The organism is Rhizobium sp. Root274, assembly GCF_001429245.1.
Classification (GTDB): Bacteria; Pseudomonadota; Alphaproteobacteria; order Rhizobiales; family Rhizobiaceae; genus Allorhizobium.
The window spans coordinates 969691-989517 of the sequence record NZ_LMJE01000007.1 but is presented as its reverse complement, the minus strand read 5'-3'; the positions used below and the strand labels follow the sequence as shown (position 1 = coordinate 989517).

Annotated in this window: 15 protein-coding genes; 8 read left to right on the top strand and 7 right to left on the bottom strand. The window is 62.0% G+C overall.

Annotated features, from left to right (window positions below):
- Position 1 precedes the first annotated feature (1 nt).
- Positions 2-889 carry a metal ABC transporter substrate-binding protein gene (locus tag ASE36_RS13690; protein WP_156378676.1) on the bottom strand — a complete coding sequence of 296 codons (888 nt, stop codon included), beginning with the start codon at positions 887-889 and terminating at the stop codon, positions 2-4.
- A 233-nt stretch (positions 890-1122) separates the two neighbouring features.
- Here ASE36_RS13690 and ASE36_RS22610 point away from each other — a divergent pair, with 233 nt between their 5' ends.
- Together ASE36_RS22610 and ASE36_RS13680 are read left to right on the top strand one after the other, a co-directional pair.
- Entirely contained in the window at positions 1123-2745 is a 1623-nt protein-coding gene (locus tag ASE36_RS22610; RefSeq protein WP_156378648.1) for a hypothetical protein, read from the top strand.
- 123 nt (positions 2746-2868) lie between these two features.
- Entirely contained in the window at positions 2869-3354 is a 486-nt protein-coding gene (locus tag ASE36_RS13680; protein WP_200945172.1) for a pyridoxamine 5'-phosphate oxidase family protein, read from the top strand.
- Positions 3355-3419: 65 nt separating this feature from the next.
- Here the strand turns inward: ASE36_RS13680 and lysS are convergent, their stop codons facing one another.
- From lysS to ASE36_RS13655, 5 genes are all read right to left on the bottom strand, one after another.
- Positions 3420-4916: a lysine--tRNA ligase gene (gene lysS / locus ASE36_RS13675; protein WP_062280336.1), complete on the bottom strand. Its 1497-nt coding sequence runs from the start codon at positions 4914-4916 to the stop codon at positions 3420-3422.
- Between the two features lie 170 nt (positions 4917-5086).
- The gene (gltX, locus tag ASE36_RS13670) at positions 5087-6544 is read right to left on the bottom strand and encodes a glutamate--tRNA ligase (protein WP_062280333.1); all 1458 of its coding nucleotides are present in this window, start codon (positions 6542-6544) and stop codon (positions 5087-5089) included.
- Positions 6545-7007: 463 nt separating this feature from the next.
- The gene (locus tag ASE36_RS13665) at positions 7008-8774 is read right to left on the bottom strand and encodes an SLC13 family permease (protein ID WP_062280330.1); all 1767 of its coding nucleotides are present in this window, start codon (positions 8772-8774) and stop codon (positions 7008-7010) included.
- A gap of 139 nt (positions 8775-8913) precedes the next feature.
- Positions 8914-9672: a TerC family protein gene (locus ASE36_RS13660; RefSeq protein ID WP_062280328.1), complete on the bottom strand. Its 759-nt coding sequence runs from the start codon at positions 9670-9672 to the stop codon at positions 8914-8916.
- Between the two features lie 86 nt (positions 9673-9758).
- On the bottom strand, positions 9759-10466 hold the full coding sequence (locus ASE36_RS13655) for a TetR/AcrR family transcriptional regulator (protein ID WP_156378647.1): 708 nt from the start codon (positions 10464-10466) through the stop codon (positions 9759-9761).
- A gap of 144 nt (positions 10467-10610) precedes the next feature.
- Here ASE36_RS13655 and ASE36_RS13650 point away from each other — a divergent pair, with 144 nt between their 5' ends.
- The 5 genes from ASE36_RS13650 (at position 10611) to xylA (ending at position 17650) form a co-directional block, all read left to right on the top strand.
- Complete coding sequence (locus ASE36_RS13650; RefSeq protein WP_062280325.1) at positions 10611-11834, top strand: HlyD family secretion protein; 1224 nt, start codon at positions 10611-10613, stop codon at positions 11832-11834.
- A 35-nt stretch (positions 11835-11869) separates the two neighbouring features.
- Positions 11870-13459: a DHA2 family efflux MFS transporter permease subunit gene (locus ASE36_RS13645; protein ID WP_062280322.1), complete on the top strand. Its 1590-nt coding sequence runs from the start codon at positions 11870-11872 to the stop codon at positions 13457-13459.
- A gap of 172 nt (positions 13460-13631) precedes the next feature.
- Positions 13632-14657: a LacI family DNA-binding transcriptional regulator gene (locus ASE36_RS13640; RefSeq protein WP_062280319.1), complete on the top strand. Its 1026-nt coding sequence runs from the start codon at positions 13632-13634 to the stop codon at positions 14655-14657.
- 25 nt (positions 14658-14682) lie between these two features.
- Positions 14683-16137, top strand: a complete 1455-nt coding sequence (gene xylB / locus ASE36_RS13635) for a xylulokinase (protein ID WP_062280316.1) — start codon at positions 14683-14685, stop codon at positions 16135-16137.
- A 202-nt stretch (positions 16138-16339) separates the two neighbouring features.
- Positions 16340-17650, top strand: coding sequence for a xylose isomerase (gene xylA / locus ASE36_RS13630; RefSeq protein ID WP_062280313.1), 1311 nt, complete (start codon positions 16340-16342; stop codon positions 17648-17650).
- Between the two features lie 74 nt (positions 17651-17724).
- Here xylA and ASE36_RS13625 read toward each other — a convergent pair whose 3' ends face one another.
- Positions 17725-18636, bottom strand: coding sequence for a LysR family transcriptional regulator (locus ASE36_RS13625; protein ID WP_244474744.1), 912 nt, complete (start codon positions 18634-18636; stop codon positions 17725-17727).
- A gap of 113 nt (positions 18637-18749) precedes the next feature.
- Between ASE36_RS13625 and ASE36_RS13620 the strand changes: the two genes are divergently transcribed.
- The gene (locus ASE36_RS13620; protein ID WP_062280310.1) at positions 18750-19622 is read left to right on the top strand and encodes an aldo/keto reductase family oxidoreductase; all 873 of its coding nucleotides are present in this window, start codon (positions 18750-18752) and stop codon (positions 19620-19622) included.
- The last annotated feature ends 205 nt before the right edge of the window (positions 19623-19827 follow it).

Here is a 19827-nt window from a genome sequence, read left to right as displayed (position 1 = left end):
ATCATCCGGCAAGGCCCTTTGCAATGGTGGACACCGTCACCTTTAGGAGATCGATGTAGGTCGGAACGGGGCCGTCGGCTTCGCTGAGTGAGTCCACGTAGAGCACGCCGCCATAGGCAGCACCGGTTTCGGCCGCTACCTGCTTGGCCGGCTTGTCGGACACCGTGCTTTCGGAAAAGACCACCGGGATCTTGTTGGCGATCACAGCGTCGACGACCGCCTTGACCTGCTGCGGCGTGCCCTGGCTGTCGGCATTGATCGGCCAGAGATAGAGTTCCTTCAGACCGAGGTCGCGGGCCAGATAGGAGAAGGCGCCTTCGCTGGTGACGAGCCAACGCTGGTTTTCCGGCACGGCTGAAATCTCTGCCTTCAGCGGCTCGATCTCGGCACGGATCTTGGCAGAGTATGCCTTGGCATTGGCCTCGTAGATGGCCGCATTGGCGGGATCGATGTCGCTCAGGGCCTTGCGGATGTTCTCGACATAGATGAGCGCATTGTCAGGCGACATCCAGGCATGGGGGTTCGGCTTACCTTCATAGGCACCGCCGCCGATGCTGATCGGCTCGACGCCGTCACTGACGGTTACGGTCGGCACGCTGCCGAGATTGGCGAGGAATTTTTCGAACCAGGCTTCCAGATAAAGCCCGTTGCGCAACACCAGATCGGCGTCGCGGGCCTTCAGGATGTCACGTGGGGTGGGCTGGTAGCCGTGGATTTCGGCGCCCGGCTTGGTGATGCTCTCGACGTCGGCCGCATCGCCGGCAACGTTGCGGGCAATGTCGGCAATCACGGTAAAGGTGGTGACCACCTTCGGCTTGTCTGCAGCAAGCGCAGCACCCGGCAGCAAAAGTGCCAGGGCAAACAGATGGCGGGCAAGCTTCAGCAACATCATCGGCGTCCAGTTCTTGCAAGTCATTCCTATTAAAATCTATCGCGCACTTTTCCATTGTCAATGCTTTTGCAAATCATTTGCAAAAAGACATGCTGCGAGGATGTCCGGAAAGCTTCAGAGGTCGTCGCGAAATGGGATGCGGCGATTAAAGGTTCCGCAAGGAGCCTCGCCTATGCTCGACCTCAGTATTGCGTAAAGATCGAGGGTAGTGTGATGGCGGAGTTGCAAGCGTGAAGGTGCCGAAGCTTCACCTGTCGCGAAAACTCGTGCTGATCGTGGGCGGCGTGCTCGTCCTGTGCGGCGGCACTGGCGGGGCTGCCGTCTATATCGGCGCCGACACGCTGCTCGGTCCCTCCTATGCGGAGTTGAACGGCCTCGAATGCACGGAAGTGCAGGTCGTAGAAATCCGCAAGAAGGATCGCTACTGGATCCGCAAATATGTCACCACCGACAAACCCGGCGATGGGCTGACGCGCATCAAGACGGCTTTGCGCGTGGCAAAAACCGTGCAGGCGGCGAAGAAAGCCGATCTCGTTCAGGTCGTGGTGCTCGACACCAATGGCCCCAAGGACCGGGCCGACATGCGTGGCCGAGCCGTCGGAGCCGATGTCATCTATGTTCCGGATCCGTCTCGCGTGCCGGAAGCAACGCCGGCGCGGATCCTGACCGCGCGCTATGCCGATGGGCTGGCGGCGGCGAACGGACAGTATTTCGGCGAACGGGTCGATATGACCGAAGCCGATGTGCAGGCTCTTCTGGCAAAGCTCGATGACAGTACCGATTGCGTGACGCCCGAAGTCGTGGTGCCGGAAGGCGCCGAGGGTGGGCATGGTGAAAGCAAAAAGGACGCTCACGGCAAAAAGGCTGAAGGCCACGGCGAAAGTGGCGGCCATGGTGAAGCGCCGGCTGATGGTCATGGCGAAGCACCGGCCGAGGGGCATGGCGAAGCACCTGCGGACGGCCACGGTGAAGCGCCGGCCGGTGAGCATGGGGCCGAGACACCCGTTGCCGAACATGGCGGCGGAGAGAGCAAGGGCTGGATGGCCTCGCTGATGGGCATGGTCGGGCTTGGCGGCGACGAAGCGCCGGCCGAAGCGCATGGCGCAGCGGATGCGGGTCATGGCGACGCGCCTGCCGAGGGACATGGCGATCCGGTTGCTGCCGGTCACGGCGAGGGTGACGCGGCGCCAGCCGAGGACAGCGCCACCCCTCCGGAAGGGGATCATTCTGCCGAGAGCGCAGCCCATGGGGATGCCGGTGCTGAACATGCTCCGGCTTCGGATGCGACGGAGGCCAATGGCCACGATGCTACGGGCCACGGCTCTACCGACGGACAAGACGCGCCGGTCACGGAAGAACCGGCGCAGGAGGCGGTGAGACACGAAACCGGGACACCGGCTGTCGAGACGTCCGATGCGCCGGGCGATGGTCATGATACTGCGGTCCCCGAAGCACCGGCCCATGATCCGGCTGCTGCCGAGGCCCCGGCCGAGGGCGGTGGCTGGTTCTCATCGCTGAAGGGCATGGTCGGATTGGGCGGGGAAGAGGCTGCCGCAAGCGGCGAAGGCGAAGCTGCCCCTGAGGAGACACCCGCGGCGCCGGCGGCGTCCGGTGAAGACCATGGTGCGGCCTGGCTCGAAAAGATGCGATCCCAGCCCATCGAACCTGCCGGCGATGGCGCAGCGCCGGCGACGGCATCGGAAGAGCATGGGGCTGCAACAGATCATATGCCTGCAGCGCCAGAAGCGAATGCCGGCCATGCTGTCGAAGGTGCGACGCCATCAGCCGAGGATGAAACGAAACTGCCGCCGAAGAAAGTGATTCCTGCCGAAGAGGCCAAGGCCGGGCATTGAGCGACCTTTGTCTTGCAGCCGTGTGTCCGCAGCGCGATGACGCAATGCCTTGAATTTTGGGGGTCGCATTATGCGGCCCGGATGGACTAGCGTGCGCCTGGAACAATTGGACAGGCGGGCGCTATGGCTGGGCAGACGACCAAGACGTTGATGAATAAGGCTCTTCGGGTCGATATCGCAGGCAGCGTCCTGTGCTGGCTTGCGACGGCGGATGCCGGTGGCCGCCCCAATGTTTCGCCGAAGGAAATCTTTGCCGCCCTTGGCGATGACCAGTTGTTGATTGCCGATATCGCCTCGCCGGTGAGTGTCGCCAATGTTGCTGTCAATCCGCAGGTCTGCGTCAGCTTCATCGACATCTTTCGCCAGCGTGGCTTCAAGGTCGAGGGCCGCGCGCATCTGGTCGAGCGCGACAATCCGCGTTTCGCCGAGGTCGGAGCAGAGCTGCTTCGGATGGCCGGACCAGACTTTCCCATCCGGGCGGCGATCGTGGTCGAGATCGAAAAGGTTTCTCGCATCTGGGCGCCAAGCTATCGGCTCTTTCCCGAGCGATCGGAGGCCGAGCGCATGCAGGCGGCCTTTGACGCTTATGGTGTCGAGCCGAAGGTCTAGCTGAAACGAAAAGACCTCCGGCCTGTGCCGGAGGTCCCATTCTGTCAAATCTCAGTCGCGATCGCTCAGTCGGCCTTGTTGCGGCGGGCCGGGAAGAGGATGATGTCGCGGATCGAGGGGGCGTTGGTCAAAAGCATGATCAGGCGGTCGACGCCGATGCCGAGGCCGCCGGCGGGCGGCATGCCCTGGTCGATCGCGTCCAGGAACTCGTCGTCCAGCTGCTTGTCTTTTTCGCCGCGCGAATGGGCCTGTTCGAGCTGCTCGACCATGCGGCGGCGCTGCTCCTCCGGGTCGTTGAGCTCGGAAAACGCGTTGCCGACTTCCCAGGCGTTGCAATAGGTCTCGAAACGCTCGACGAGGCGTGGCTCGCCCGGGACTTCCTTGGCGAAAGGCGAGATGTCCTTCGGGAAGTGGGTGACGTGGCTCGGCTGGATCAGCGTGCCCTCGACCTTTTCCTCGAAGATGAAGGCGAGGCATTCGCCCCAGGTCCAGTCCTTCTCGACGGCAAAGCCGGCAGCCTTGGCGGCGGTGCGGGCTTCCTCGTCGGTCTTCATCGCAAGGAAATCGATGCCCGTCGCTTCCTTGACGGCATCGGGCATGGGCACACGCTTAAACGGGCCCTTGAAGGAAATCTGCTTGTCGCCGAAGGTGACCTCTGGCGTGCCGTGGATCGAGACGGCGAGCGTCTCGAACAGGCGTTCCACCAGGCCCATGATGTCCTCGTAGTCGGCATAGGCCCAGTAGCATTCCATCATGGTGAATTCGGGATTGTGGCGGGTCGACACACCTTCGTTGCGGAAGTTGCGGTTGACCTCAAACACCTTGTCGGCAAGGCCCGAGACCAGCGTGCGCTTGAGGAACAATTCCGGCGCGATGCGCAGATACATGTCCATCTTCAGCGTGTTGTGGAAGGTCTTGAACGGGTCGGCGGTGGCGCCGCCATAGACCGTCTGCAGCATCGGGGTTTCGACCTCGAGGAAGCCTTCGCCTTCCATGAAACGGCGAAGCCCGGAGATGATCTTCGAGCGCTGCAGGAAGCGGAGCTTGGAATCCTCGTTGGTCAGAATGTCGAGATGGCGCTTGCGGTAGCGCAGCTCGATGTCCGAGAGGCCATGATACTTCTCCGGCATGGGCAGAAGCGTCTTGGTCAGCATGGTGATTTCATGGGCGTTGATGGTGAGTTCGCCGCGCTTGGTGCGGCGGACCTGGCCCTTGACGCCGATGATGTCGCCAAGGTCGATCATCGGCAGCAGCGCGCGGGCTTCTTCCGGGGTCGTGTCCTTGTGGGAAAAGATCTGGATCTTGCCCGAGGCATCATGGATGTCCATGAACATGCCGGAATTGCGCGAGGAATAGACGCGACCGGCGACCGTGATGATATCTTCAGAGGTTTCGTCCAGCTCCAGGCCTGCGTATTTCTCGGCGAATTCCGCATTGGTCATCGTGCGGTGGAAATGCGCCGGATAGACGTCGCCGACCTGTTCGCGCAGGAGGGCAAGCTTCTGGCGGCGGACTTCCGTCGGGTCGGAGGAGAGGGCGGTTTCGGGTGTCTGTTCGGTCATCGTGTGTTTGCCTTCTACGGCTTTGTTCGTTTCAGTTCGCCGATGCGGCTGGCTCGGTCAACCCTCCCCCTTGTGGGGAGGGTCGGAGCGGAGCGACGGGGAGGGGAGGCGTCTTGCTCGGGGCAAAAACCCCTCCCCAACCCCTCCCCACAAGGGGGAGGGGCTTTCCCTCAATTCGCGGCACCCGCCATCGCGGTCAGCACCTGGATTGCAACCTTCAAACGCTGGCGCACGACCGAGCGGCCGAGCAGCGCCATCGAGTCAAACAGCGGCAGAGAACGCTGGCTGCCGGAGACGGCGACGAAGAGGGGCGGGGTGACGACGCGGAGCTTTTTGCCCATGCGCTCGGAGATCGCGCGGAGTTCCTCCTCGATCGTCGTGACGTTCCATTCGAGGATCTTTTCGAGATCCGCCTGAACGGTGGTGACGATTTCGAGCGTTTCCGCCGGGCTGGTCTTCAACCCGCCGAAGGAGGCGGGTGTCAGGCCAACGTCGTTGGCGAGCAGGAAGCCGGCAAGCGGCGGCAGTTCGCCGAGCTTGGTGACGCGGCTCTGCGCGAGCTTCAGGCCTTCGACGAGACGGTCGTTTTCCATTGACCAGTCGAGGACGCGGGCAACAAACTCTTCCGGCGACAGCTTTTCGCGCAGCCAGCGGCCGTTCAGCCAGTCGAGCTTCTGAATGTCGAAGATCGCGCCGGCCTTGGAGAGGTTGTCAGGATCGAACTTGGCGATCAGCTCTTCCATGGTCAGCAGTTCTTCGCCTTCGGCGATCTGGATGAAGAACAGGCCGAGGAAGTTCATCAGGGCTTCCGGCATGTAGCCGAGGGCCGAGTAGTAGGAGATCGAGGTCGGGTTCTTGCGTTTTGACAGCTTCGACTTGTCGTGATTGCGCATCAGCGACAGATGCATGAAGACCGGCGGCTCGAGACCGAGATGGCGGTAGATCAGGATGTGCTTCGGCACCGAGGCCAGCCACTCCTCGCCGCGGGCGACGTGGGTGATCTTCATCATGTGGTCGTCGACGACGTTTGCCATGTGATAGGTCGGCATGCCGTCGCCCTTGAGCAGGACCTGCATGTCGACGCTTTCCCAGGGGATTGAGACATCGCCATAGACGCCGTCGTGGAAATCGCAAGAGCCCTCGGTCGGGACCTTGAGGCGCACAACATGGGGCTCGCCGGCTTCAACGCGGGCGGTCACTTCCTCCGCCTTTATGTGCAGGCAGAGGCCGTCATAACCAGGCGGCTTGCCGGCAGCGCGCTGGGCTTCGCGCATGCTCTCCAGTCGCTCGGGCGTGCAGAAACAGCGGAAGGCGCCGCCATTGGCAAGCATCTTGTCGACGTAGGGGCGATAGAGATCCTTGCGCTCGGACTGGCGGTAGGGGCCGTAGGGGCCGCCGACGTCAGGACCTTCCGACCAGGTGAGGCCGGTCCATTTCAGCGCGTCTAGCACTTTCTGCTCGAACTCGGCGGTCGAGCGCGTTGCGTCGGTGTCCTCGATGCGCAGGATGAACTCGCCGTCGAATTTCTTCGCGAAGAGATAGTTGAACAGCGCGATGTAGGCGGTGCCGACATGGGGCTCGCCGGTCGGGGAGGGTGCGATGCGGACGCGGACGCCGGACTTGGTCATGGATAAAGCTCGTGGTGCGTGCGGGTGATCGGGCAACAAGCGCCGGATCGGGACAATGTGCGAAATCAGTGTGGCGGCTCACCGGAAACAGGCGAGGAAGCCTGCCTGCGCAAGCCGGTTCCACCGGCTGGCCTTAGGCCATATTCAGGCCCTTGCGTCAAGAAAAACCACGGATTTTGCCGCCCTGCGGGAGGGACCCAAAAAAAACTTCAAAAAAATGTTCGATGGCCCGGAACCCGAAGGCGGGCTCGGCGTTATTATGACAGAGCGCAGGCCGTGCCAACCGGACGCGACGGGATATGGGGAACACGGAAGTTTTTCCGGTTTCTTTCCGTGGCCAACGAAATGGCAGGCGAGCCCCTTAACCGTCCGGCCTGCGCTCGTCCCCCAAGTCCCCGCCCCAAGGAAAACCTGCGTCCCGCCGACGCAGGTTTTTCTTTGCGCGTTTTTTCTCCTCAGTTCCTTACGTCACTGGCCAAACCATCAGCAGCGCCGGCACCGAGACCAGGATGATCAGAAACGACAGCGGCAAGCCCAGACGAGGATAATCGGAGAATTTGTAGCCACCCGGGCCCATGACGAGGGTGTTGCACTGGTGACCGATCGGCGTGAGGAAGTCGCAGCCTGCGCCGATGGCAACCGCCATCAGAAAAGCTTCCGGCTTGTAACCGAGGCCGTTGGCGAAGCTTGCTGCGATCGGCGCCATCACCAGCACGGTGGCGGCGTTGTTGAGGAAGGGAGTGACCGCCATCGCGGTCACGAGGATCATCGCGACGGCACCCCAGGCTGGCATGCCACCCGCCGCCGCATTCAGCCAGCCGGCGATGACGTCGCTGCCACCCGAGGTTCGCAGCGTGTCGGCGACCGGGATTAGAGCCGCAAGCATCACGAGGATCGGCCCGTCGACTGCACGGTAGACTTCGCTGACGGGAATGACGCCGAAGGCCACCATGGCGAGCGCTGCGGTAAAGAAGGCCATGGCGACCGGGGCGATGCCGAGTGCAGTCGCCCCCATGGCAACGACGAGGATTGCCAGCGGAATGAGCACATTGCGGCTCGTGCCGAGCAGGATTTCGCGTTCAGCGAGCGGCAGGCACCCGAGTTCAGTCAGGATCGACGGCATTTGCTGGCGCAGGCCCTGTAGCAGCACGACGTCGCCAGAGCGTAGGGTCAGTTCACCCAGCCGCTCGCGGATGCGCTTGCCCTGCCGGCTGACAGCCAGAAGGTTTACGCCGTAGGTGTGCACGAGGGCGAGTTCCTTCGCCTTTTCGCCAATCAAGGGCGAGCCTCGCCCGATTACGGCCTCGATCGACGAGAGGTCCCCGCGCTTGGCGTCAGGCTTTTCGTGGCCGGCCAGAGTGAGGCCGGCCTGCGAGACGATCCTGTCCAGCGCATCAGATGGGCCCTCCAACAGGATGATATCTTCGGCATGCAGGAGAATGTCCGGGAAGGGTGATAGGCGCGTCTGGCCGCGCAGCAACGCTGTCGCGGTGACTTCACCCTGGGCTGTCTTCAGAAGATCATTGAGGGTCTTTAGCACGAAGGGCGATTGCGGCGGCACATGGGCCTCGGTTGCGAAACTCGAGGCTTCGAGAGCCTCCTGCAGCGAAGGGTTCTGATTTTCCCGGCGTGGCACGAGCCAGTAGAAGAAGATGAGGAAGAGGATGCCGGCCAGGGCGAGCGTTGCACCAACGGGGGTGAAGTCGAACATCGTGAAAGGCTCGCCCGTCAGCTCCTGGCGCAGGCGCGAGACGGCGATGTTGGGCGACGTGCCGATCTGCGTCATCAGGCCGCCCAGCAGGGACGAAAACGCCATCGGCATGAGAAACACCGACGGGGGTACGTTCGAGCGGCGGGCGAACTGGAAGGCGACCGGCATCATGATGGCAAGCGCGCCGATATTCTTGATAAAGGCCGAGAGGATGGTCACGGTGATCAACAGAAGGAGCATCTGTCCGTGCAGCGAAGAGAGCGCTGGAAAGAAGCGCTTAATCGCGAGGTCGACCACACCTGAGCGTGCGACGCCGGCACTGACCACAAGCGCGCTGCCGACGATGATCACGAGGTCGTCGGAAAAGCCGGAAAAGGCCTCTTTGGCCGGCATCAAGCCGAGGGTGACTGCGGCAACAAGGGCGACGCAGGCAACGACATCGTAACGGAACTTTTCCCAGAGGAAGGCCGCCATCATCACGGCGATCAGGCCGAAGGCAAGAATTTGCTCGTATGTCATGGGGCTCCGGCCGGCATGCGGTTCTGGGATATCATGCAGTGCAATCGCCGGCGGGGCGATCGGTTCCTTCTAAAAACCAGTCTCCGCCCGACGCTTTTGTCAGTCAAGCGAGGGGCGGAGGGTCCTAGTGCTAGGCCGCTCAGTGGACCGTCGACTTGTCCTTGCGGCTTGCGGCCCGTTTGCGTCTGGCAAACATGTTCAGCACCTCGACGAGCGCCGAGAAAGCCATGGCCGCATAGATGTAGCCCTTGGGCACGTGGAAGCCCATGCCTTCGGCAATGAGCGTCGTGCCGATCATCAGCAGGAAGCCGAGGGCCAGCATGACGACGGTCGGGTTCTTGGCGATGAAGTTGGCAAGCGGTGTCGCTGCCACCAGCATGACGGTCACAGCGGCAATGACGGCGATCACCATGATCGGCAGATGTGGGGTCATGCCGACGGCGGTGATGATGCTGTCGATCGAGAAGACGAGATCGAGGAGGAGGATCTGGCCAATGGCGCTGGCGAAGGTCGTCGTTGCGGAGGAGGCAATGAAATCCTCTTCCTGATCGACGGGATCGACGCTGTGGTGGATTTCCTTCGTGGCCTTCCAGACGAGGAAGAGGCCACCGGCGATCAGGATCAGATCCTTCCAGGAGAAGCCGTGGCCGAAGAGCTCGAAGATCGGTGTTGTGAGCTGGACGATCCAGGCGACGGTGCCGAGCAAAGCGAGACGCATGACAAGGGCCAGACCGATTCCGATGCGGCGAGCGCGTTCGCGCATTTCTTCCGGAAGCTTGTTGGTCAGGATCGAGATGAAGATCAGGTTGTCGATGCCGAGCACCACCTCCATGATCACGAGGGTCACCAGGGCGATCCAAGCGGTCGGGTCCTGAAGAAGCGGAAGATAGTCCTGCATGTTTTAGTTTTCCGTGCGCGAGGGTCAGCGACGCAGGATGTGGGGCAAAACATCGCAGTTGGCAAGGTCGCAGACCGCAGTCGCGCTTACGCGGAGTGTGATTTAGCCGTTGGCCTGCGCCTGTAGGCGGCCATAAATACAGCAAGACCGCTGTTGACGACGCGCTCTACATCCTCGTCCGAGGGCTGCTTCGTGATCTCGTTGAACAGGCGACCCTTCATGAAGGCGCCCGTTGCCAGCTCAATATACTGCATGGCAGCGAGTGTGGTGTCTTCAATCTCGAAATAGCCGGCTTCGACATGGCCATCGAGGTAGTGCTTCAGAACGGTACGGGCATTGCTGGGCGACGAGGCGAAGAAATTCTGACAGAGTGTGGGCATCCGGTCGACCACGCCGAGCAGAATACGCATGGCCGGTATCATCTCGGATTCGAAAATCTGCCGGACGAATGCGAGGCCGAAGGCGCGCAAGCCCTCTTCGGGATCTGGATGATGAGCCAGAAGATCGCGGATGCTTTCGACGAAACGCCCCTTGGCGCGCTGGATCAGCGCCGAGAAGAGCTCTTCCTTGCTCTGGAAATATACATAGATTGTGCCTTTCGAGACGCCTGCCTCGCGGGTGACATCGTTCATGCTGGCTGCGTCGTAGCCGAGCTTCATGAACACGCGGTGGGCGCCGTCCATGATCTGGTTGCGCTTGATCGGGTCTTCACCTGCCGCAAAACGACCCATCCCGCCCGTCGGTTCGGCGAGGTAATCCGGTGACATCTGCGGCTCGGTGCTTTGTTTCGACATTATTTGTCCGAATGTTAACGCAACTCAGCTCGACTGCTCAAAAGGCATAGCGACGCCCCTTGATATGCGTCAGATTACGATATATGTCAATCGAACCGAACGGTTCAGTTCGAGAGCCTCAACCCAATCCCTGGTCCCTTGCTCATGTCCGCGACGCACAGATCCACCGCCCTTCGTTCCAGCTCCAGTCCCCTCGACCGGAATGAAGATACGTCCGAGACCAGGCTTGAACCAGGTGCCCCTTCGGTGGCCGAGCAGCCTGCCGCAATCTCGTCGGCTCCGGCCGCAGAGCAGGCTGCCCCTGCAAAGAAACGCCGCAGCCCGGTCCTGCCCGTGGTGCTCCTCGCCATCCTCGGCGGCGGCGCCTGGTATGGCTACGAGTGGTGGACGAACGGGCGTTTCCTTGTTTCCACCGAAGACGCCTATATTGAAGGTGACATCGCGATCATCTCGCCGAAAATTTCGGGCTATGTCGAGAAGGTCAATGTCGACAGCAACCAGTTCGTCCATGCCGGCGATCCGCTGGTGACGCTCGATGGTGGCGACTATCAGATTGCGCTGGAACAGGCGCAGGCCAACAAGACCAGTGCGGAACTTGCCGTCAAGCGCATCGATGCGCAGATCATCGGCGGGGAGGCGAGCATTGCGCAGGCCAAGGCGCAGCTCGGGGCTCTCCAGGCGTCCGTCCGGGGCGCCGAGATCACCGCCAAGCGCGCGACCGATCTGGCTGCCAAGTCTGTCGGCACGACCGCCGATCTCGACAATGCCAAGGTTGCCCTCGATCAGGCCAATGCCAATCTCATCGCCGGCGAAGCCGCGGTGGCTTCCGCCGAGGCCAATCTCAGCTTGCTGAGGGCGCAGCGCGACGAAGCGCTCTCGACCGTGCGGCTGCAGGATCTGGCGATCGACAAGGCGCAGCGCGACCTCGACTTTACCGTGCTGAAGGCTCCGTATGACGGCATCGTCGGCAATCTGGCGGTCCAAGACGGCGATCTGGTGTCAGCCGGCAAGCGTCTGGCAGCCCTGGTGCCGACCAGCGAACTCTATATCGAGGCGAATTTCAAGGAAACGCAGATTGCGCATCTCATTCCTGGTTCCAAAGTCTCGATCCACGTCGACGCCTATGGCGAGCAGCCGCTCGAGGGCACTGTGACCTCGATTGCTCCGGCATCCGGTGCAATCTTCTCGATGCTGCCGGCGGAAAACGCGACGGGCAACTTCACCAAGGTGGTTCAGCGCGTGCCGGTGCGGATTGCTCTGCCTAAAGATGCGCTGGCTGGTGGCCATCTGCGTGCCGGTCTCAGCGTCATCGTCGATGTCGACACCCGCACCGCACCTGATGCGCAGGCGGTTGCCGCCAGCAAGTAACACAGGTCGGTTTTCGTCTCGGAAAGGGCCTCACCATGGCCACGGTTACTTCTTCGGCTGGTGCGATGCGGCCCCAGGTTAGCGTCGAGGAGCGTATGGATCCGAGGCGTCTCTTCGCCTTCCTCGCCATGGTCTTCGGCATGTTCATGTCGATCCTGGACATCCAGATCGTCTCGGCATCGCTCGCTGAAATCCAGGCCGGCCTCGGGGCCGGCTCGGATGAGGTTGCCTGGGTGCAGACCTCCTATCTGATTGCCGAAGTGATCATGATCCCGCTGTCGGGGGTGCTTGCGCGCATCCTGTCGACGCGTGTGCTCTTCACCATGTGCGCGACCGGCTTCACGCTCGCGAGCGCTCTTTGTGCGACGGCAACCAATATCGAACAGATGATCATCTACCGTGCCATTCAGGGCTTTATCGGGGGCGGCATGATCCCATCGGTGTTTGCGGCCGCCTTCACCATTTTCCCGCCATCCAAGCGTAACATCGTTTCGCCGATGGTTGGCCTCGTTGCCACACTCGCACCGACCATCGGGCCGACCATCGGTGGCTACATCAGCCATGCCATGTCGTGGCACTGGCTGTTCCTGATCAACGTTATTCCGGGCATGCTGGTCGCCGCTGCGACCTGGAGCCTGATCGATTTCGACAAGCCGGATCTCAAGCTCTTCAAGATCTTCGACTGGACCGGTCTTGCCTCGATGGCAGTCTTTCTCGGCTCCCTCGAATATGTGCTCGAAGAGGGCAACAAGAACGACTGGTTCAACGACCAGCACATCGTCATTACCACGGTCGCCATGACGATCGGTGCTGTCATCTTCTTCAGGCGTGTCTTCGTGGCAGAGCTGCCAGTGGTCGACTTGAGGGCGTTTTCCAATGCCAACTTTGCCTTTGGTTCCTTGTTCTCCTTCGTCATGGGCGTCGGGCTCTATGGCCTGACATATCTCTATCCGCTCTATCTCGGGCGCATCAGAGGCTACGATTCCATGATGATCGGCGAGACGATGTTCGTCTCCGGCGCAGCAATGTTTTTTACGGCGCCGATAGCCGGCATCCTGTCGAGCAAGCTCGATCCGCGTGTGATGATGATGGCCGGTTTTGCCGGCTTCGCGCTCGGGACCTATCTTATGACCGGGCTCACCTCCGACTGGGATTTCAAGGAACTGCTGATCCCGCAGATCCTGCGTGGCTGCTCCTTGATGATCTGCATGGTGCCGATCAACAACCTGGCGCTCGGCACTCTGCCACCTGAGCGTATGAAGAATGCCTCCGGTCTGTTCAATCTGACCCGAAACCTCGGCGGTGCCGTGGGGCTTGCCATCATCAATACCATGCTGACGCAGCGGTCGGATGATCACTATGCGCGCCTCTCGGAACAACTGAACTGGGGCAACCGGGCCGCGCTCGACTGGCTGTCCTCGGTCGGCGCCAATTACGACAGCTATGGGCTCGATGGTTCGGCCGTGGCGATCAAGAAATTGTCCGGTGTCGCAACCCAGCAGGCGACGCTGTTGTCGTTCATGGATGTGTTCATGGGCCTGACGGTCCTGTTCACCTCGCTGATCTTCATGGTCCTGCTGCTCAAGAAGCCAAAGGCGGCTGCTCCTGCGGGCGCCGGCCATTGATGCCGCTGCAATGCCGGCACAAGTTGGCGGGTATACTCTTTTCAATGTGATCTCCAAGCTTGGCCGTCTCCTTCCGGAGGCGGCCATTTTTTCGTCGAAAAGAGAGGTACGTACATCAATTTCTGATTTACGTACCTCATTACCTCGTGTAGGACAGGCGCCGGAGGAGAGAATGAAGCCGACTGTCCATGACATCGCGAGCCATGCGGGCGTCAGCCTTGCCACCGTCGACCGGGTCCTGAACCGGCGTCCGGGGGTCAGCGCGCGGACACGTGAAAAAGTGGTCCAAGCGGTACACGCACTCGGTTTCGTTCGCGACGTCGCAGCAGCAAACCTCGCCAAGGGGCGGGTCTATCCGCTGACCTTCCTCATTCCCTCCAATGACAATTCCTTCATGCGCGGCTTGCGGGTGGCGCTCGATGAGGCAATGGGCAGGGCTGCGGTCGAGCGGATTGCCGTACGCGTTGTCGACGTTCCGGCATTCGACCCGCTGGCGCTGGCGCAGGCGCTGGATGCGGCGGCAGCCGAAGCGCCGGCCGGTATCGCCTTTGTCGCCGTCGACGCGCCCGAGGTCATGGCCGCAGCCGAGCGCGTGCTTGGAGCAGGAATTCCACTGGTAACTCTCGTTTCTGACCTCACCGGAGCCGCTCGCGATCATTATGCCGGTATCGACAATGCGGCCGCTGGCCGGACCGCTGCCAGCCTCATCGGCCGCTTTCTCAGCGGACGGGACGGGGCGGTCGCCGTTCTCGCTGGTTCCATGTTGGTGCGCGACCACCGCGAGCGTTTCGAAGCATTCTCCGCCACCATGGCATCGGATTTTGCCGGTTTCATGCAATTGCCGGTGCTTGAGGGGCGAGACGATCCGACCGTGGTCGAAAAGCTTGTCACGGCGATGTTTTCCGAACGCCGCGATATTGTGGGCCTCTACAGTCTCGGCGCCGGTAATCGCGGTCTGGTCAAGGCTCTTGAGCGACTGCCGGCGGAACGGCGACCGGTCGTCATCGCGCATGAGCTGACCGAGACCACGCGCGGCGCGTTGCAATCCGGGCTGATCGATGCCGTGCTCAACCAGGATGCGGGTCACGAGGTGCGTAGCGCCATTCGCGTACTGAAAGCCAAGGCTGACGGACTTCCAGTCGTCGCAGCCCAGGAACGCATTCGTATCGACATATTCTTGAAGGACAATCTGCCCTGAGAGGCAGAGCAATGGGAGGTTATCCATGTATCTCGGACTGGATCTCGGCACGTCGAGCGTGAAGGCGATGCTGATCGACGGCGATCAGAAAGTGATCGGCGTCGGCCACGCGGCACTGACCGTGCAGCGGCCGCATCCCGGCTGGTCGGAGCAGGCCCCGGGCGACTGGCTGCGGGCAACGGAGGAGGCGATCGCTGCCCTCAAGGCTGCGCATCCGAAGGAGCTTGCCGCCGTGAAGGGCATTGGCCTTTCCGGCCATATGCATGGTGCGACGCTCATCGATGCCAAAGATCGTGTGCTTCGCCCTTGCATTCTCTGGAACGACACGCGCAGCCATGCGGAAGCAGCCAGCCTCGATGCAGACCCGCGCTTTCGGGCGCTGACGGGCAATATCGTGTTTCCCGGCTTCACGGCGCCGAAACTCGCCTGGGTGAAGAACAACGAGCCCGAGACCTTCGCCAAGGTCGCCAAGGTGTTGTTGCCGAAGGATTACCTGCGCCTGCTGCTGACGGGCGAATACCTTTCCGACATGTCCGACTCCGCCGGCACCAGCTGGCTCGACACCGGCAAGCGGGCCTGGTCTACGGAACTGCTGGAGGCGACCGGGCTGACCGTCGAACAGATGCCGGGGCTCGTCGAAGGTACGGATCGCGCCGGCACACTGCGCGCCGAGCTCGCGGCCAAATGGGGTCTGGGCGCTGACGTCGTCGTCGCCGGCGGGGCAGGGGACAACGCGGCGTCCGCCTGCGGCATGGGCACGGTCGCCGAAGGCCAGGCCTTCGTCTCGCTCGGGACATCCGGCGTACTCTTTGCCGCCAACGGCTCCTATTTGCCGAAGCCGGAAAGCGCCGTTCATGCGTTCTGCCATGCATTGCCGAACACCTGGCACCAGATGGGCGTCATCCTGTCTGCGACCGATGCTCTCAACTGGCATTCGAGCGTCACCGGCAAGTCGGCCGGCGACCTCACCGCCGAACTCGGCGATGCCTTGAAGGCGCCCACCGGCGTCACCTTCCTGCCCTATCTCTCCGGCGAGCGCACGCCGCATAATGATGCAAAAATCCGGGGCGCCTTTATCGGGCTTGGTCATGAGAGCGATCGGGCGGTGCTGACACAGGCGGTGCTGGAAGGCGTGACCTTCGCCATTCGTAACAGCCTGGAGGCGCTGAGATCGGCGGGCACGAAAATCTCGCGCGTCACCGCGATCGGCGGCGGTTCGCGCTCACGCTACTGGCTGTCTTCGATCGCCACGGCGCTCGACATGCCGGTGGATATTCCCGCCGACGGCGATTTCGGCGCAGCCTTCGGCGCTGCCCGTCTCGGGCTGATCGCAGCGACGGACGCTGATCCGCTGTCTGTTTGCACCGCGCCTGCCACGGCGGAGACGGTGGAGCCGGTCAAGGCACTCAGCTCTGCATATGAGACGGCTTACGGTCGTTACCGGGCGCTTTATCCGGCGATCCATTCCCTCGGCAGCTGACGCCCCCTCATCCGCCTGCCGGCACCTTCTCCCCGCTGGGGAGAAGAGACAAGCGGCACGCGCCAACATTCTCCTCTCCCCAGCGGGGAGAGGGCAGGGTGAGGGGGGACCTCACCCGGTGCGATGACCCCACCCGAACCTAACGGTCCGACCCTCCCCTCAAGGGGAGGCTGCAAGACAAACACACCAAGGAGGACTACCCATGAGCACAGGCTTTTTCGGCAATATCCAGAAGATCAAATATGAGGGCGAAGGCAGCACCAATCCGCTGGCCTTCCGCCACTACAACCCGGACGAAGTCGTCCTTGGCAAGCGCATGGAAGACCATCTGCGCTTCGCGGTCGCCTATTGGCACACCTTCGTCTGGCCGGGCACCGACCCGTTCGGCGGTAATACGTTCGAGCGTCCCTGGTTCAAGGACACGATGGACGCGGCGAAGCTGAAGGCGGATGTCGCTTTCGAATTCTTCCAGCTGCTGGGAACGCCGTATTACTGCTTCCACGATGCTGACGTTCGCCCGGAAGGCAACAGCTTTGCCGAGAACACGAAGAACCTCAACGAGATTGTCGACTACTTCGCGAAGAAGCAGGAAGAGACCGGCGTCAAGCTGCTTTGGGGCACGGCGAACATGTTTTCACATCGCCGCTACATGTCGGGCGCTGCTACAAATCCGGATCCGGATGTCTTCGCCTTTGCCGCTGCGACCGTAAAGACCTGCATGGACGCCACCCTGAAGCTCGGCGGCGAGAACTATGTTCTGTGGGGCGGCCGTGAAGGTTATGAGACGCTGCTCAACACCGACCTTGGACGCGAGCTCGACCAGATGGGCCGCTTCCTCAACCTCGTGGTCGAATACAAGCACAAGATCGGCTTCAAGGGCGCGATCCTGATCGAGCCGAAGCCGCAGGAGCCGTCGAAGCACCAGTACGACTACGACGTCGCGACCGTTTACGGCTTCCTGAAGCGTTACGGCCTCGAAAACGAAGTGAAGGTGAACATCGAGCAGGGCCATGCAATCCTCGCCGGCCATTCCTTCGAGCACGAGCTGGCGCTTGCAAACGCACTGGGGATCTTCGGTTCTATCGACATGAACCGCAATGACTACCAGTCCGGCTGGGATACCGACCAGTTCCCGAACAATGTTCCGGAAATGGCGCTGGCCTATTACCAGGTTCTCGCCGGCGGCGGCTTCACCACCGGTGGCACCAATTTCGACGCCAAGCTGCGCCGCCAGTCGCTCGACGCCGAAGACCTGCTGATCGGCCATATCGGGGGCATGGATTGCTGCGCCCGTGGCCTGAAGGCTGCCGCCAAGATGATCGAGGATAAAGCGCTCTCCGGCCCGCTCAACCAGCGTTACGCCGGCTGGGACAAGGCCGGGAACCAGAAGATGCTACGCGGCGAGGAAAGCCTCGATGCGATCGCTGCTCGCGTCGAGAGCCAGAACGTCAACCCGAAGCCGGTTTCCGGCAAGCAGGAACTCCTGGAAAACGTGGTCAACCGTTACGTTTGATCTTAGGGTCTCGAGTGTGACTGGGGCCGGGGCGCGAAAGCGTCCCGGCCTTTTCCGTGGGCGGGATTGGCGGATCAGCCTGGGCGGTTGCTCTTGATGTAATCGACGAAAGCGCGCAGCGGCGCCGGCATCAGGCGGCGTTCCGGGTAGTAGAGGAAGGGGCCGGAGAAGCTCACCCACCAGTGTTCGAGCACCGGCAGCAGGTCGCCGCTGTCGAAATGCGGTTTCAGCCAGTCTTCGAACAGAGCGAAGATGCCGGCACCGGAAATGGCAGCCCGGATGCCAAGTTCGCTTGCGTCTCCCGCCTGCACGATCAGCTGCCCCTTGGGCTCGACGACGACGGTCTCGTCATCCTTTTCGAATTCCCAGGCCATGACGGGGCGGCCGGCGAAGCGGCTGCGGATACAGTTATGGGCGAGCAGGTCGCGGGGATGCTGCGGATGACCTCGGGCTTCGAGATAGGCAGGCGACGCGGCGAGGCCGTAACGCTGCAGGCGGGGACCGATCGGCACAGCGATCATGTCCTGCGCCAGGCGTTCGTCATAGCGAATGCCCGCATCGTATCCCGCGGCGATCACGTCGATCAGGCTCTCGTCGGAGTCGATTTCTAGGCGGATATCGGGATAGGCGGCGAGGAAACCTGGAACCAGTGCCGGCAGCACCAGCCTCGCGGCACTCGCGGGCACATTGAGCCGGAGCGTGCCGGCGGCTCGGCCATCGAAGCTCCTGACATGTTCAAGTGCGGCACCGATCTCGCCGAGGGCAGGCCCGATGCGGTCCATCAGTCCGCGCCCCGCATCGGTCGGCACCACGGCCCGTGTGGTGCGGTTCAACAGGCGAACGCCGAGCTGTGCCTCGAGGCGCCGCACCGCATCGCTGAGGGCTGACGCGCTGCTGTTGCCGAGCCGTGCGGCCTCGCGAAAACCGCCGGCCCTTGCGACAGCGAGAAAGGCGCTGACATCGCTCATTTCCGGCAATTCGGACATGTGGTCTCCCGATCATTGTACGGTTTAGCGGACGACCCGTCCGGATTGTGTGCCATTATCGCAGAAGTGGGCCTGCGGTACATAGGAGACAGCAGAGAAAAGGAGATATCATCATGACCAATCTTGAAAACACAGGACGTCATCATCTGGGACAGCGCAGCGTCAAGCGGCTTGGCTATGGCGCGATGCAGCTTGCGGGCACCGGCGTCTTCGGTCCGCCACGCGATAGAGCGGAGGCAGTTGCCGTGCTGCGCGAGGCCGTGGAAACGGGCGTCAATCACATCGACACCAGCGACTTCTATGGCCCACATGTGACAAATCAGATCATTCGCGAAGCGCTCCACCCATACGCCGACGACCTCGTCATCGTCACCAAGGTCGGGGCGTCGCGCGGGCCAGACGCGTCCTGGAACCCCGCCTTTTCGCGCGAAGCGCTGACCGCTGCCGTGCATGACAATCTTCGGAACCTTGGGCTTGACGTGCTCGATGTCGTCAACCTGCGCGCCATGTTCGACGTGCACGGCCCGGCAGAAGGCGATCTCGAAGAGCCGTTGACTGTGCTCGCCGATTTGCAGCGCCAGGGGCTGATCCGGCATATCGGTCTTTCGAATGTGACGGCGAAGCAGGTGGCGGATGGCCGTGAGATCACCGAGATCGTCTGCGTGCAGAACCAGTACAACCTCGCGCATCGCGGCGATGATGCGCTGATCGACCAATTGGCAGCGGACGGTACGGCTTATGTGCCTTTCTTCCCGCTCGGTGGGTTCTCGCCGCTCCAGTCCTCCACACTCTCGGCGGTCGCGGCGCGGCTGGAGCTCACGCCGATGCAGGTGGCACTCGCCTGGCTTTTGAAGAGGTCGCCGAATATCCTGCTGATCCCCGGCACGTCGTCTCGGGGTCACCTGCGTGAAAACCTGGCGGCTGCCGATGTAGATCTTTCCGCAGAGGTCATGGCGGAGCTCGACGGGATCGGGGTTGTCGAGTGAGCCTTCCAGTTCGGATATGGGCGCCGCATCGAACTGGCCGTTGACGAATGATCGTTATCCTTGGGCTCGTCCCGAGGATCTGCCGAAGTTCGCTGCGGATTGGGCTCTTTCCGGATGTGTGGGGGTATCCTCGTCCCTCTGCCGTCGAGTTTTCGGTGGGCGGCAGTAGATTCTCGGGACAAGCCCGAGGATGACGACGTTTGCG